The sequence below is a fragment of the Pantoea sp. X-Soil-MYKO-1785 genome (genome assembly GCF_059730675.1).
In genome coordinates this window covers 1,103,191-1,117,288 of record NZ_AP036000.1, presented here as the reverse complement: position 1 = coordinate 1,117,288, position 14,098 = coordinate 1,103,191, and the positions used below count along the sequence as shown (strand labels likewise).

The 14,098-nt window shown below is 56.7% G+C and carries 14 protein-coding genes and 2 pseudogenes; 6 read left to right on the top strand and 10 right to left on the bottom strand.

All coding sequences use genetic code 11. The features are described 5' to 3' along the window. Positions 1-10 precede the first annotated feature (10 nt). The 5 genes from AC6I8D_RS05125 to AC6I8D_RS05105 form a co-directional block, all read right to left on the bottom strand. Positions 11-520 (bottom strand): hypothetical protein, encoded by a 510-nt coding sequence (locus tag AC6I8D_RS05125; protein ID WP_497819740.1) that lies wholly within the window; start codon positions 518-520, stop codon positions 11-13. Positions 521-588: 68 nt separating this feature from the next. Next, complete coding sequence (locus tag AC6I8D_RS05120; protein ID WP_497819739.1) at positions 589-1,521, bottom strand: cytochrome d ubiquinol oxidase subunit II; 933 nt, start codon at positions 1,519-1,521, stop codon at positions 589-591. Positions 1,522-1,530: 9 nt separating this feature from the next. Next, the gene (locus tag AC6I8D_RS05115) at positions 1,531-2,895 is read right to left on the bottom strand and encodes a cytochrome ubiquinol oxidase subunit I (RefSeq protein WP_312758130.1); all 1,365 of its coding nucleotides are present in this window, start codon (positions 2,893-2,895) and stop codon (positions 1,531-1,533) included. Between the two features lie 388 nt (positions 2,896-3,283). Next, a complete protein-coding gene (locus tag AC6I8D_RS05110) occupies positions 3,284-4,249 on the bottom strand; it encodes a magnesium and cobalt transport protein CorA (protein WP_312053602.1) in 966 nt (321 codons plus the stop codon). Between the two features lie 103 nt (positions 4,250-4,352). Next, complete coding sequence (locus tag AC6I8D_RS05105; protein ID WP_312053600.1) at positions 4,353-5,387, bottom strand: DUF481 domain-containing protein; 1,035 nt, start codon at positions 5,385-5,387, stop codon at positions 4,353-4,355. Positions 5,388-5,627: 240 nt separating this feature from the next. Here AC6I8D_RS05105 and AC6I8D_RS05100 point away from each other — a divergent pair, with 240 nt between their 5' ends. The 4 genes and pseudogenes from AC6I8D_RS05100 to AC6I8D_RS05085 all read left to right on the top strand — a co-directional run. Then, the gene (locus AC6I8D_RS05100; protein ID WP_031377297.1) at positions 5,628-5,954 is read left to right on the top strand and encodes a four-helix bundle copper-binding protein; all 327 of its coding nucleotides are present in this window, start codon (positions 5,628-5,630) and stop codon (positions 5,952-5,954) included. A gap of 167 nt (positions 5,955-6,121) precedes the next feature. Then, complete coding sequence (locus AC6I8D_RS05095) at positions 6,122-6,556, top strand: MarR family winged helix-turn-helix transcriptional regulator (RefSeq protein ID WP_312053597.1); 435 nt, start codon at positions 6,122-6,124, stop codon at positions 6,554-6,556. Between the two features lie 24 nt (positions 6,557-6,580). Next, the gene (locus tag AC6I8D_RS05090) at positions 6,581-7,312 is read left to right on the top strand and encodes an NADPH-dependent F420 reductase (protein WP_497819738.1); all 732 of its coding nucleotides are present in this window, start codon (positions 6,581-6,583) and stop codon (positions 7,310-7,312) included. Positions 7,313-7,401: 89 nt separating this feature from the next. Continuing rightward, positions 7,402-7,545: pseudogene (locus AC6I8D_RS05085) on the top strand (nitroreductase family protein); the annotation flags it as partial. Between the two features lie 5 nt (positions 7,546-7,550). Here AC6I8D_RS05085 and AC6I8D_RS05080 read toward each other — a convergent pair. Next, the gene (locus AC6I8D_RS05080; protein ID WP_312053594.1) at positions 7,551-8,147 is read right to left on the bottom strand and encodes a DUF1349 domain-containing protein; all 597 of its coding nucleotides are present in this window, start codon (positions 8,145-8,147) and stop codon (positions 7,551-7,553) included. A gap of 349 nt (positions 8,148-8,496) precedes the next feature. Here AC6I8D_RS05080 and AC6I8D_RS05075 point away from each other — a divergent pair. Next, positions 8,497-8,886 (top strand): annotated as a pseudogene (locus tag AC6I8D_RS05075) (LysE family translocator); the annotation flags it as partial. A 262-nt stretch (positions 8,887-9,148) separates the two neighbouring features. Further along, positions 9,149-9,385: a DUF2171 domain-containing protein gene (locus AC6I8D_RS05070; protein WP_312053593.1), complete on the top strand. Its 237-nt coding sequence runs from the start codon at positions 9,149-9,151 to the stop codon at positions 9,383-9,385. A 1,107-nt stretch (positions 9,386-10,492) separates the two neighbouring features. On the opposite strand, the gene AC6I8D_RS05065 is transcribed toward AC6I8D_RS05070, so the two are convergent. The 4 genes from AC6I8D_RS05065 to AC6I8D_RS05050 all read right to left on the bottom strand — a co-directional run bounded on the left by AC6I8D_RS05065 (position 10,493) and on the right by AC6I8D_RS05050 (position 14,090). Then, positions 10,493-10,774, bottom strand: a complete 282-nt coding sequence (locus tag AC6I8D_RS05065; RefSeq protein WP_497819737.1) for a hypothetical protein — start codon at positions 10,772-10,774, stop codon at positions 10,493-10,495. 125 nt (positions 10,775-10,899) lie between these two features. Next, positions 10,900-12,045 (bottom strand): NADH:flavorubredoxin reductase NorW, encoded by a 1,146-nt coding sequence (gene norW / locus AC6I8D_RS05060; protein WP_497819736.1) that lies wholly within the window; start codon positions 12,043-12,045, stop codon positions 10,900-10,902. Positions 12,046-12,049: 4 nt separating this feature from the next. Then, a complete protein-coding gene (gene norV, locus AC6I8D_RS05055) occupies positions 12,050-13,525 on the bottom strand; it encodes an anaerobic nitric oxide reductase flavorubredoxin (protein ID WP_312053588.1) in 1,476 nt (491 codons plus the stop codon). Between the two features lie 199 nt (positions 13,526-13,724). Then, complete coding sequence (locus tag AC6I8D_RS05050; RefSeq protein ID WP_312053586.1) at positions 13,725-14,090, bottom strand: TehB family protein; 366 nt, start codon at positions 14,088-14,090, stop codon at positions 13,725-13,727. Between the last annotated feature and the right edge of the window lie 8 nt (positions 14,091-14,098).

Below are 14,098 nucleotides of genomic sequence, written 5' to 3'. Positions count from 1 at the left end.
AGCACTCCTGTCAGGGATAAATCCATTGGGTGAAACGGGCCGGCGGATGATCGCCGCTGCTGACGCTGACGGCAATACGGCCGGGACTGCGCGGCTGCAGGCCGAGCCAGATGGCGTGATCCGGACCGGAATCGCGCGACGAGAAGGTCAGCCGCAGGTCGCTGCCGAAGGTAATCGCCTCCAGCGGCTGCGGCTGCAGCGTCTGAATTTGCAAATTATCCAGCGCCCCCTGACCGAGGGTGACGCTGAACCGCTCCGCCGTCGGTGATTTGATGCGGATTGTCATGTCCATATTGCTCTGAACCCGGCCAAAACGTTCATATTCCACCTGAATCGCGCCATCCGACGACACGGCGCTGCCGTTACTCAGCACCCCTTTGGAAAACAGTCCGCACGCGCCGAGAATCACCAGCAGGATCAGGAGATACTCGCCGACGCGCTGAATCAGCCATTCACGGCGTATCCAGCGGACATTTTCTTTTATCGGGTAATCCCGACTGCTGATTTGTTCTTTTTTCACCGTTGCCTCGCCTCCTGTCAGTCACACCCACCGAACGGCAATCTGCCTAAAGCATAGCGGGCGTCGGTTTATTTACCGCGTCGTTCAATCCAGAACGACCAGCTATGGTAAAGCAGCGTCAGCGGCATGGCGATGGCCGCGCCCACCAGCACAAATCCCTGGGTAACCGGTGATGACGCGCTCTCACTGAGGGTGAAATGATGCGGCACTAACCACGGATAAAGGCCGCACAGCAATCCGATAAATACTGCGCCGATCAGCGTCAGCGTCACCAGAAGCTGCATCAGCGGCCGGGCGCGCCACAGCGCCAGCGGCAAGGCGATCCACAGGATGACGATCGCCACGCCAGCCACTTTACCCAGCGGGCGCTGCCAGCTTTGCTGCCAGAGGTCGGCGTTAAGATAGAGTTCGACCAGAAACACCAGCAGCGCCAGCAGCCACCACAGCCAGCTTTGCGCTTCGGCCAGCGGCTGCACCTTGTCGCCAATCCGCCAGCCGATCCAGCAGCAGGCCAGCAGTGAATAGATTGCCATTAAGCCCACGCCGCTGATCAGCGGCACCAGGCTCAGCCCATCGGGCAGGCCGCTCGGCTGCGCGCTGATGATCATTCCGGCGCACCAGCCCTGAATAAAGGTCGCCAGCGCCGAACTGCTGGCCATAATGCGGTCCAGCCAGTGACGTAAGCGGGTGCTGCTCTGGGCGCGATACTCCAGCGCCATCGCCCGCACCACCAGCGCCAGCAACATGGCGAACAGCGGCGCGCTCAGCTCACTGAGCAGCAGGCTGTAGACCGGCGGAAACAGCGCCAGCAAGCCGCCCGCGGCCAGCACCAGCCAGGTTTCATTGGCATCCCAGACCGGCAGAATGCTGTGGGTCATCAGTTCACGCTGCGGTTCGTCGTAAAACCAGAAAAACAGCATCCCCACGCCGAGGTCGGTGCCATCCAGCAGCAGATAGAGCAGCAGCGAGAGACAGATGATCAGCGCAGAAAGATCGGCCATGGCGGACTCCTAATTGGGCGTTTTCAGCTGAATAACCACCGGTTTTCCCGACGGCAGTTCACCCTTAATCCGGCGCAGCAGATAGTGTAAGCCGAGGGCGAATACCAGCCCGTAGATCAGCAACACCGCCAGGAAAATGCCGAGTGTGGTGCTGAGCGCCAGCGGCGACACGCTCTGTGCGGTGCGCACCATGCCATAGACCGTCCACGGCTGCCGCCCGACTTCGGTCACCACCCAGCCTGACAGCAGCGCGACAAAGCCGGCTGGCGAGAGCCACGTCAGCCAGCGCAGCAAGCGCCCTGAGACCGGTAACCGGCCGCGCCAGCGCTGCACATTGGCCACCAGCGTGGTCAGCAGGATCACCCCGCCTAAGCCGACCATCAGGCGAAAAGCGAAAAACACCGGCAGCACCGGCGGGATCGCATCGGCGGGAAATTCGCTCAGACTTTTGATGTGGCCGGTAAGGTTATGCCGCAGATAGAGCGAGCCGAGATTGGGCAGGCTAATCTCCAGATGATTGCGCTGCGCCTGCTGATCCGGCAGCGCAAACAGCCGCAGCGGTTCGCCCTCGCCGGGTGCCGGCGGATGCCAGCCGCCTTCGATAGCCGCCAGTTTGGCCGGCTGATAGTCACGGGTATTTTCACCGTGCAGATCGCCCAGAACCATCTGCAGCGGCACGGCAAACAGCAGAAAGGTCAGCGCACTGTTGAGCATCAGGCGCGAAGCAGCCTCAGCTTTAAAATGGCGCAGCCGCCAGGCCGCCACGCCCATCACCAGTACCGCCACGGCAATCAGTGATGCCATCACCATATGGCTGAAGCGCCACGGGAAAGAGGGGGATAGTAAGATCGAACGCCAGCTTTCGGCCAGAAACACGCCGTTCTCATCACGGCTGAAACCGACCGGCGTATGCATCCACGAATTAGCCGCCAGAATCCAGAAGGCGCTAAGAAACGCCCCGGCCGCCACCAGACAGGTCACCGCGAAATGCACTGCCGGACGAATTTTATTGAAGCCAAACAGCATTACGCCGGTCAGCGCCGATTCGAGAAAAAAGGCGATCAGTACCTCATAAAACATCAACGGCCCGATAACGCCGCCGACCTGATGTGAAAAGCGCGCCCAGTGAGTGCCGAACTGAAACTCCATTACCACGCCAGAGACCGCGCCAATGGCCACCGTCAGGGAAAAGATGGTCAGCCAGAAGTGCAGCGCATCGCGGGCGGCCTGCTGTTTGCCCCACAGCCAGCGCGCTTCAAACCACACCAGAAAAGGGGCCAGCCCCAGCGTCAGCGCCGCGAGGGTAATGTGCATGCCCATGGTCAGCGCAAACTGCGTGCGGGCAATGATTAAAACCCAGTCGCTGTCAGTCACAATCGGGCTTACCCCTGCTGCCTCGCACAGGGCGCGGTAGACGAGCGTCAGACGTTAAAAAGCGCGGAGGATTAGTCCGTTCTGTCATCGGTATTTCTCCGGATATAAATGCGTCGCCGCATATCAGCGCTGCAAATCAGCCGTGCAAATTCTATTTCGCCAGGGCGGCGGTGTTATACGATTGTATTATCAGCGTAGCGAACAAATAAAAAAGCGGCCAGTTAAGCCGCGCACCGATTAGAGGAACAGCACCAGGCCACTCTTATTTCCACTGCAGAATAATCTGGCCTTGATGAAAGAAATGCTTATTATCCGCCTTTATTCTCGCTGCGCTTAAATAAGCCTAAGCGCAGCGCGTAAATAAGCCACTGGATAATTATCCGCAGCGTTACAGCCAGCCTGAACGGCGTAATTTCGCCCACAGCCCGCCGCAGGCCAGCAGGGTGATGCCGACCGCCAGCGGATAGCCATACAGCGACTTAAGCTCGGGCATATGTTCGAAGTTCATGCCGTACATGCTGAATATCACCGTCGGGATCACCAGAATCGCCCCCCAGCCCGCCAGCTTCTTCACCACCTCATTCTGCTGCACCGTCACCAGCGCCAGGTTGACCTGCATGGCGCTGGTCAGCATCTCGCGCATATCCTCGGCGTCGGTCACCACATGCCGGGCGTGATCCTGCACGTCACGGATATAGGCCCGCAGCGGCCGCGGGATCAGTTCTTCATGCAGGTGAATCAGTTGATTACAGATCTCCTCCAGCGGCAGCGCGGCGTTGCGCAGCGTCAGCAGATGACGGCGCAGGGTGTAGACCGCCTGCACCGACTGACGATCAAATTCGCTTTTGAACAGATCGTTCTCCATCTGCCCGACCCGTTCATTCAGCGAGGCCGAGAGTTCCGCATAGCGATCGACAATAAAGTCGAGCAGGCAATAGAGCGGATAACCCGGTCCGAGCTTAAGCAGCGCCGGATTTTCTGCTGCCCGCTTACGCACCGGCGAATAGCTTTCTGACGCACCGTGACGGATGCTGATCAGGAAATTTTTCCCGACAAAGAAATGGGTTTCGCCAAGTTCGCAGCTGTCATCTTTTGCCCGCACCGTTTTAACCACAATAAACAGCGATTCACCGTAATGCTCAATCTTGGGCCGCTGATGGGCGTAGAGCGCATCCTCGACCGCCAGTTCGTGCAGCCCGAACTCCTCTTTGATTTTCTCCATGAATGCCGGATCGGGCTGCCACAGGCCAAGCCAGATAAAGGCATCCGGCTGCTTAATCACCTCACTGATATTCTCGACATCCACCTCTTCGCCTGCGCATCCCGGACGATAGACCCTGCTGCTTACGATCATCTTCTGCATTCTCCCTTGGTCGGTATCAGCAGCTTAGTCAAAGCCGCGCCGGGATCGTGAGAAAAACGGTAAAACTTTGCTGCAATCTCCCCTGCCCGCAGCCTTACCACTTCACCCCCAGGCCGGTTGAGAAGGTGCCTTCGTTCAGGGTATCCGGTGTGCCGTTCACCAGATTGCGGTGATAGCCAAGATGCAGGGTTGACCACGAGGTCAGGGTGTAGCGCAGGCCGACTTCAGCATCCAGGGTAAAGACTCCATCGTCATCCAGCGAATGGCCGACGTCACCATTGCTGTAGAGCGTGACCGATTTGCCCAACAGATAACGCTGATAGCTCCAGCGTACCGAAGCACCTAAGTGTTTCTCTTCCCGCCCGTCGCTGTAGCCATAACCAAACGCCCCGCCCAGTATCGATACCGAGAAGGAGCTGAGTTCGGTGTCCCACAGCTGGTAGCCCGGTCCGGTGCCTATCAGCGCCTGGCGCGACAGATCTTCGACCCAGTCGCGTTTGTAGGTAGCGCGGGTTTGCCAGAAAAACTGCTCCCGGAACAGGTAATCAAAGGCGTAACGCAGGCTGTAGTTGTCGGTATTGACGTCTTCATTCTCCTGCTCGCGGTTATAGGTCGCGCCGATATCGTGACGCCATTTGCCCTGCGCCAGTTTGGTATTGAGCGAAAAATTGTAATCGTCAGTTTTGGTCGAGGCTTTTTTGACCTTCATGCCGGCGTCGATGTTGCCGGTCCACGACAGCTGATCGGTGCGGACTTTGGCTTTCATAAACTCGTCGATGCGCTTTACCGAGATCTTCTCTTCACGCTCATTGCGCTCTACCCAGATATAGCCGGGGTCGGAGGCGGAGAGCCGGACCTGATAGCGCTCGCCGGTTTTCTTGTTTTCGACATTGACCGGATTTTCGCTCGCCAGGGTGCTGACTACGTTCCAGTCGAGGGTGACCGTGCCGGCATAGGCAGTTTCTATCGCCAGTTTGCCATCGCTCAGATAGCGCACCGTGCCGGTCAGCCGGTCGCCGTTGTTCAGCCAGACGGTATCCGCAGCGGCCTGGTCTGCCCATCCGAGCGCGAGGCCGACCGTCAGTAGCGGACTGATCAGGTGTCGTGTCGGGCCGATGGTGCGATGCATAGCGTTCCCTGTTAAGGCGTCGGTCGTCTTTCACGGGCAATAAGGCACCGCTGATTGAGGCTTAATAATTAAGACTATAACGGGCAGATATGCAATGCCGGTCAGCGCGCACCGGCTCAGGATGCTGCCCGCGCGCGCTGAAATAAGCGAAGTGCGGAAAAGGTTATTAACTTATTCGCTATTTGCATAATCAGGGTTCTTTTCCAGACTTAAACAGGCAAACCCACATAAGGAGGCAACATGAACGACGAATTTAAAAAGTGCATTGAGGCCTGTTATCTGTGTGCCGCAGCCTGCGATCACTGTGCGGCATCCTGCCTGCAGGAAGAGAACCTGGAGATGATGCGCAACTGTATCCGGCTGGACATGCAGTGTGCCAGTCTCTGTCGGCTGGCGGCGCAGTTTATGGCGCTGCAGAGCGAATCGGCCCGCCCGCTTTGCCAGCTGTGCGCCGACCTGTGTCAGCAGTGCGGCGACGAGTGCGGTCAGCACCAGCACGATCACTGCCAGCAGTGTGCCAAAGCCTGCCATCACTGTGCTGAAGCGTGCCGCCGCATGGCCGCCTGACAGCCCCGACATCGCTCCCGCTGCCCGCCTGTCGGGGGTGATGTCGGCTCGTCCCGATCCCGCAAAGGCGAAACCGCACAAATTACCTGCTGTCAGCGCTTTAAACGTGGCATCTCTTACCCTACACTTTTATCTGTTGCACTAGATAATCAAACACAAGGTAAATCATGAGTCGCGAGTCACCTGCCGACATCGGCAAACAACTGTCGTTCGCCCTGTATGGCGCCGCCAGCCGGATGAACCGGATGCACAAACCTTTCCTGGATCCGCTGGGCCTGACCTTCCCGCAATATCTGGTGATGCTGGAGCTGTTCAGCGAGACGCCACGCAGCGTCGGCGATCTCGGCAACCGGCTGGGCATGGATACCGGCACCATTACGCCGGTACTCAAACGGCTGGAAGCGGCCGGCCGGATTGTCCGCACCCGCGACCGTAATGATGAACGACGGGTGTTGATCACCCTGACCGCCCAGGGTGCCGCCCTGCAGCAAACCTTGTGGACGATTACCGACAGCATTAAATCTGCCTGCAACCTGTCGGATCAGGAGCTGGCCGCGCTGCGCGACACCCTGCTCGACTTCGCCCATCCGGCGCAACAATAACGCCCATCGACAAAGAGGTAACAGATGAACATCAGCATCATTGGCGCAGGTAATATCGGCGCAACCCTGGCACGCAAACTGGCCGCCGCCGGTCACACCATCCGACTGGCAAACTCACGTGGTCCTGACTCGATTCAGACGCTGGCCAGAGAAGTGGGTGCCACGGCGGTAACCCGCGAAGACGCCGTTCAGGACGCCGAAGTGATCATTTTGGCGATACCTTTCGATAAGCACCCGACGCTGGCCAGCCTGTTAAACGCTGCACCTGCGGAGGCCATCATCATTGATACCAGCAACTACTATCCGTTCCGCGACGGCGATATTGCGGCACTGCAGCAGGGGCAGACAGAAAGCCAGTGGGCCAGCGAACAGCTGCACCGTCCGGTGATTAAAGCGTGGAATGCGGTACTGGCGGCGACGCTGGCCGAAAAAGGCCAGCCGGCAGGTCAGCCCGATCGTCTGGCGATACCGGTTGCCGGTGACGATGCGCAGGCGAAAGCCGTAGCAATGACGCTGGTCGACGTGACCGGTTTTGATGCGGTTGACGCAGGTTCGCTGAGCGACTCATGGCGTCAGCAGCCGGGTACGCCCGCCTACTGCACTGAACTGTCCCAGCCCGCGCTGATAAGCGCGCTGCAGGCGGCCGACCGCGACCGCGCGCCGCACAACCGCGATGCGCTGATCAACGAGTTCATGTCAGCCGGAGAGCTGACGCATACGGCAATCGTGGCGCGCAATCGTGCCGTCACCGCCTGAAAAAACGCTAAGCAGCAGACTCCTGCACACCGTCCGACGCCGGTGAGCTAAGTTTCAGGCAGACGGGGCGGCAAAGTCGCTGTTACCGTCGATCCCTGCCGACGCCGGTGCCTCAGCAGATGCTGCGATCGGTGCGGGAGGATGCCCGGGGCGCGCCGTCGGACGGCAATACTCAGCCGTGGGAGGTGATCTCAGCCACCCGGTCACCTTTCACGGCTAAGCGCCGTTTATGACATGTTTATGATAGATCGTGCAGCGCTTTGCCGAGTGGCGGGCTGAGCGTGAAGTGTGCGATGCGAATCGCCAGCCCGGCGCGTTCGGGTGAGCAGCCCATCACCCCGACAAAGCGCCGCGCACGGCCGGGCCACGGACAGAGGCGTAGCAGCGGCCAGTGCTCTCCATCGGTTGAGTACTGAATGCGCAGCGCCTCATTAACCAGCGTAGCCCGCAGCCAGAAGCTGCGCGGATCGCCGGGGAACAGGCCGGTTGACCAGTCGGATCTCTCGCGCGTCACCACACAGCCTATCGCCGGCTGGTCATCATTAAATTCAATGCCCGCCTTGACCCAGTGGGTCTCGTCATCCTGAATAAACAGTCCGGCCTGATCGTACAGCTGGCTAAACTCTGCCCTGACCTGCACCTGTACCGTGAAGTCCTCATCGATCCAGAAGCCATAAGCGTGCCCGCTGTGACGCTCAAAACCGTACCAGGTGCGCTGCCAGAAATCGCTGTTAAGCGCCGTCTCAAAGCGCAACTCATCCTGCTCAAGATGATGGACCGGCGGCGGATTAATCCAGACGCCGCCGTCGGTGGAAACTGAATCGATCGCTGTCATAGCCTCTCCTGTGAAGGTTGCACCTGTTGCCGGCTGATGCGGCCTGATTTGACCAGCATAGCGCGCTTCCCGGGGACGCGGCGACGACAGGCAGCGTATTTAATAGCGAAACGCCTTCTGACAATAATTTAAACCCGTGCCGATACACAGCTATTCAGGCCGGGAAACAGGCGGCGCGCCCGGCAATATAATCGGTTTATTAACGCTATTTTTGGATAACAAGACATCCAGACTTTAATAAAAACCATACCGTCATAAGTCATAATCACGGTAAACGAGGCCGTGCCCCACAACGGATTAAATAAGGCGGTCACAGCCCGCAGGTTATTTTTACTCAACTTAAGCTGAAGCGGCAGCGCTCTATCATTGCGTCCTTGCCTGGCAGTTCTGGCATTATGTTCCGCCCGCCATCAATATCGACCAGCAGGCGAGCCGAAAAGCGCTGATTTCGGCCTGGCTATCAGGCCTGACTATTACGCTGGGTAATCCCAAAACCTTTGCCTTTTATCTGGCTATTCTGCCACTGGTCATCTCCGTGGACAGGGTTTCACTGCACAGCTGGGCGATGATGCGGGTGCCGTTGACCATTCTGGTGCTGCTGGTGGGCACGGTTTTTATACTGGCTGCACTGCGGATTCGGCACTTTTTAACCCGCCCAGGCACCCAGCGCGTTTTGTTTCGTTCTGCGGGTATCATTATGTTACTGGCGGCCACCGGCATGGTAGCAAAATCCGTCTGAACGCCGACCGAACCTGCCTTTCAGCGCGCCGCGAGCCTGGGTTACGCCACTGGCTAGCGACAAAACCAAAAAAAACTTTGGCGCTACGCCAATCCGGACCCTGATTACCCCGCTGATTCAGTCAGCTGACAACGCCACTAATTTAACTGGCAGCAGAGTAAAATATTTCATTTTGTTAATATGCTGGCGTAATTCACCGTTAGCAACCAGGCTTAATTCGTCTGAGGCAATGACCTCACAAACGAATAAGGAGAAAATCACCATGGTAGATAAATCACAAATTTTAGACCACGCTCAGGTCGTTGATGTAAATGGTGAGCACGTAGGGATTGTTGATCACTTTGAAGGCGACGATAAAATCAAGCTGGCAAAAAGCGATCCTGAAGCGGGCGGAAAACACCACATTATTCCTTTCAGCTGGGTTAAAGAGGTGGATGATAATAAAGTCATTCTCTCTAAAGCGAAGGCAGATGTCGAAAGTGAGTGGCAGTCTGCATAGTTTTATGGCCGTGGCGCACGCCACGGCTCTGTTTTACCCGTTCACTTTCAGGCAATTAATTTCCAGGCAATGTATCTTCAGACCGTTCTCGTTCAGTCAATCAACCTTTCAGTCAATCAGCACAAACACTCAACGTCCAGGCTAGTGTTTTTCACCTCCCGCCGCCCTGAATAATTGCACTGAAAAAAATAACTCCCTCCGGCATTATTCACGCTAATTAGTCAGGCTGAGAACACACTTACTCCAGCGGCATCTGTTACTGCAAGCTGACAGGTAAAATATAACTCTGCGGTGTAGATTGTTATCACCTGCGCCGCGCCGAAGCGTTGATTTGACAGGGTACAATCGTCCGGCAAAACGCCGTTATGACCGGTTCCTTATCGACTGTTCCTTATCGACTGTTCCTTATCGACGGTTTGCTTCATCCGGCGTCAGCGAAAAAGTCAGGGTGTCATAACGTTCACCGTGGCAGACAGGCAGCGATCGCGGTTCCGCGGGATGTTCAGCCGCAACAATATCGTGATGGCTGCTCCACATGCCGCCGCGACGCGACAAAATGCCGTCAATAGATGGCGGCCAGCGTGGAATGGCTGAAACGATTATGTGAAACCCGTATTAAACCTGAAACGGCATCCCCCTAACCTTCCCCGACCTCAGCCGGTCTGCACCCTGACTGAATCGTGAAGGAACTGAGCAGAGAGTTAACCGGATGGCAGATAAAAAAGGCGTAACGAGAGCGAAGCGGAATATAAAAATGCAGTAAATATCGGGCGATCGATTAGCAATGTGATCGGGCGGGAACGTTATCCATCGGAAAGCAGGCCACACCGCTCAGGCGGCGCGTCGGCGATTCGGACGGTTAAGAAAAGAGAAGATGAATGCAGCGGCCAGCCTGAAGATAAACGCGCGCCAGCCGCCGCATCTGCCGAAAAGCAGACGCCGCGCGGTGGTCGGCAAAACACCCACCTGCCCGGCTAACTCGCCACAGCGTAACCGCTGCTTTCACTGGCGCGGCGCTGGCTGAGGCTCACATCTGAGCGGCGTTAATAGCGGATGCCCGCCGGGCAGCGCCACACTGGCGGCTTCTCAACCGGACGCAGAACCGGCTTACCCGCGCTCCATCACTTTAATCCCTTCTGCCGGCTCCCATACCACCCAGATTTGCCAGAATAAATCGTTCACCGTTTCTTTCAGCGTTTCCGGGTGAAAGCGGGTGCTGTGATAAACCGAACCGAGCCTGGCATCAACGTGCGCGTCACCGTTAGCGGTACCAATATTCATCGCAAAGGAATCGCAGTTCATCGAAAGCCAGATGATGCGGGCACAGGTACAGGAGGGAGGATTGTGCAGCGTAATATGGCTCACCACTGCGTCTTCAGAACTCTTCATAACAGGACCTATTTTGCATGTTAAATGACGACCAGAAGCCGGCAGGATCGCCTGTGACATCCGCTGCATCGCAGGTAGCGTGCAGCGGATGGCAGCGGGTGAATCGTGCCGGCGTTACCGCCGGGTTAAGTGGCTGCAGGCAAGTTCAACGCCTTCAGCAGGCTGAACGCCATCTTCATCTGATCTTCACTGACCACAAAGGCGCGCAGAACCCCATCCGGGTCATACCCTTTTGCCACCAGGCCAGCTGAAGAGAACGCCATCTGCCAGTGGTACGCCGGATTCGCCGGATCGCCCGCCAGCTGCAGCGGCATATCCGGGGTTTTGACCTTGATCAGCATCGGAGGCAGCGTCAGACTGGCTGCCTGTCCGGTCAGATTTTTGGCCAGGGTCATCGCTGCCAGCGTGGCTGGCTGCAGGTAAGGCATCAGTTTTCCGTCTATCTCCGCGCAGTCGCCCAGCGCATAAATATCGGCAACCGAGGTGGCGAGCGTGCGATCAACGACAATACCCTGACGCACCTCGATACCCGCGCTTTTTGCCAGCTCTGAATCGGGACGTAAACCAATGGCGCAGACCACCGCGTCAAAACACTTTTTCTCTCCGTTGCTGAAGGTGGCCTCAACAGAATCTGCCTGGCGAGCAAGTTCAGTCATTTCAGTCTGGAACAGCATCTGCACGCCGTTGCGGGTTAATCGCTGTTGCAGACGACCACTGATTTCCGCCGGTAGCAGCGCGGCGAGCAGGCCCGCACTGCGATCAATAATCGTCACCTGTTTACCGGCACGATTCAGATCCATCGCCAGTTCGGTGCCGATCAGCCCGGCCCCGATAATCAGCACCCGTGCCGCGTTCATCAGCTCGCTGGCGCACTGGCGATATTCCTGCTGGCTATTGAGCGTGTAGATCAATTCGCTGCCCGGCAACGCCGGAATAATCGGCCGGGCGCCGGTGGCCAGCACCAGCTTTGCGTAAGCAAAATCGCCTGCGCTGCTCTTCACCCGGTGCGCCACCGTGTCAATCTCGCTAACCCGGGAGCAAGGATGCAGCATGATGTTCTGGCTTTCTGCCCAGTCGGCTGCCGTCTGGCGGGTTAAGTCATCGGCCGCACAGCGCATGCTGACCACATGGCTCAGTTCAGGCTTGTTGTACTCATCGCAGCTGTCGGCTGCGATTACCCGAATCGGTCGCGTCTTATCCTGCTGACGAAGGTGCTTAACCAGCTGCCGGGCGGCGAACCCGGAGCCGATAATCACAATATCTTCAGACATTGGCTTAGCCCTCGAAAGGATCAAACACTGATTTACCTAATGCGCATCCCGGGCATAAGAAATCGTCGGGTACATTTTCCCATGCGGTGCCTGGCTCGACGCCCTGATTCGGTTCACCCTCTGCCGGGTCGTAGACCCACTGGCAGACGGTACAGATCATTTTCTGATCGCTGCCTTCGCCCGCTTCAGCCATCGCCACGCCATCACGGTTTACCGCTGCGGCGGCCGCGATAGCGGCAGGCACCTGTTCATTCGCAGGTTTAGGGGCTGAGTCAGGCAGCGGAGAGAGCGCCCATTCACGGGCGATTTTGCGGCCGTGTTCGCGACACGCTTCCAGCGCGGAGAGATCGGGACGCCATTTCGCTTTAAGCGCGATGGTCATATCGAAGCCGGCATCCTGCAGTCGGGTAGCAACCCGGTCCACTGCGCCGCCGGTCCAGCCATAAGAACCGAACGCTGAGGCACGTTTATTGCGGAATTTTAAGCCGGTCATCTCCTCCAGCATGCCGGCGATTTTCGGCATCATCACGTTATTCATGGTGGAAGAACCGACCAGAATGCCTTTTGAGCGGAAGCAGGAGGTGATGATTTCATTTTTATCGTGGGTCGAGACGTTATAAACCTTCACCGCCACCCGCGGATCGGTTTCGCGGATGCCTTCGGCAATCGCGTCAGCCATCATGCGGGTATTATTGGACATCGCGTCGTAGAACAGCGTGATGCGATCTTCCTGATAATCGGCCGCCCACTTCAGATACAGCTCCACAATCTGTACCGGGTTGTCGCGCCACACCACGCCGTGCGAGGTCGCAATCATGCTGACCGGCAGGCCGAAGCCGAGAATCTCGGTGATTTTCGCGGTCACCAGGCGGGCGAACGGGGTCAGGATGTTAGAGAAGTAGCGCTGGCACTGGTCGAATAATTCGTTCTGATCAACTTCATCGTTGAACAGGTGTTCATCGCAGTAATGCTGGCCAAAGGCATCGTTACTGAATAACACCGCATCTTCCGTCATGTAGGTCATCATGCTGTCTGGCCAGTGCAGCATTGGGGTTTCAATGAAGATCAGCTTTTTGCCGTTGCCGATATCCAGTGAGTCACCGGTTTTAACAATGTTAAAATTCCATTCAGGATGGTGATGATGCCCGTTGATCGAGTCGACGCCGTTTGCCGTACAGTAGATCGGGGTACCGGGGATCAGCGCCAGCAATTCGGCCAGCGCGCCACAGTGATCTTCTTCGGCGTGGTTAATAACGATGGCATCGATTTTTTTCAGATCGATCTCTTCTGCCAGGTTTTTGACAAAATCGGAGCGGAACCGGAGATCAACCGTATCGATCAACACCGTCTTTTCTTCACGAATCAGGTAGCTGTTATAACTGGTGCCACGCTGCATTTTGTACTCTTTACCGTGAAAATGTTCGACTTCCCAGTCACGTTTGCCAACCCAGGAAATGTTATTTTTAACATGGATGTTCATCAGAAATTCTCGCAGTGTAAGTGATAGTCCCGTATCCCTTTGCATCTGCCGTGCCAACTTTTAAGCACTTGTTTTTACTACAATTAAATAAACATCATTGTTTTAAAGACATGCTGTGAAATTGTTTAACGTACAATGCATTGTTTTAATGACAATGCCGCAGGCAATAAAAAACCCGCCGTAGCGGGTCGGGTGATGATTAATTTTTTGACCGGGGCGGGATATGCACCTCGCGCTCAAATCCGTTGCCGGTTAAGGCGACATCCGGATCGGCAAAAAAATCAATATTGAAGCGGGTATCGTCGGTTAAAAGCTCAATCCGATGCCAGTATTGCGGCGGGCTGATACCAAACTGCCCGGCGTTAATCGTGACTTCCATTTCGTGAGTGGTCTCATTTTCACTGGCAAAGCCAAAATATTTTACCGCACCGCACATTACCGAGAGACGGCCATAGACGCCTGCGCGGGTGTTGTGATGAGTTAACAGTGCTTTTGGCACGTTTTCCCGATTCCAGAACGGCGTGGAGCGGGTATGAACAAAATGTTGTGGGATGGTCTGGGTCATAACAAATC

Coding starts and splice junctions, on each gene's coding strand:
- AC6I8D_RS05095 (WP_312053597.1), top strand. CDS start 6,122: ATGAGTCGCGAGTCACCTGCCGACATCGGCAAACAACTGTCGTTCGCC.
- norV (WP_312053588.1), bottom strand. CDS start 13,525: ATGAACATCCATGTTAAAAATAACATTTCCTGGGTTGGCAAACGTGAC.
- AC6I8D_RS05050 (WP_312053586.1), bottom strand. CDS start 14,090: ATGACCCAGACCATCCCACAACATTTTGTTCATACCCGCTCCACGCCG.
- AC6I8D_RS05080 (WP_312053594.1), bottom strand. CDS start 8,147: ATGACAGCGATCGATTCAGTTTCCACCGACGGCGGCGTCTGGATTAAT.
- AC6I8D_RS05090 (WP_497819738.1), top strand. CDS start 6,581: ATGAACATCAGCATCATTGGCGCAGGTAATATCGGCGCAACCCTGGCA.
- AC6I8D_RS05110 (WP_312053602.1), bottom strand. CDS start 4,249: ATGATCGTAAGCAGCAGGGTCTATCGTCCGGGATGCGCAGGCGAAGAG.
- AC6I8D_RS05120 (WP_497819739.1), bottom strand. CDS start 1,521: ATGGCCGATCTTTCTGCGCTGATCATCTGTCTCTCGCTGCTGCTCTAT.
- AC6I8D_RS05105 (WP_312053600.1), bottom strand. CDS start 5,387: ATGCATCGCACCATCGGCCCGACACGACACCTGATCAGTCCGCTACTG.
- AC6I8D_RS05100 (WP_031377297.1), top strand. CDS start 5,628: ATGAACGACGAATTTAAAAAGTGCATTGAGGCCTGTTATCTGTGTGCC.
- AC6I8D_RS05065 (WP_497819737.1), bottom strand. CDS start 10,774: ATGAAGAGTTCTGAAGACGCAGTGGTGAGCCATATTACGCTGCACAAT.
- norW (WP_497819736.1), bottom strand. CDS start 12,045: ATGTCTGAAGATATTGTGATTATCGGCTCCGGGTTCGCCGCCCGGCAG.
- AC6I8D_RS05070 (WP_312053593.1), top strand. CDS start 9,149: ATGGTAGATAAATCACAAATTTTAGACCACGCTCAGGTCGTTGATGTA.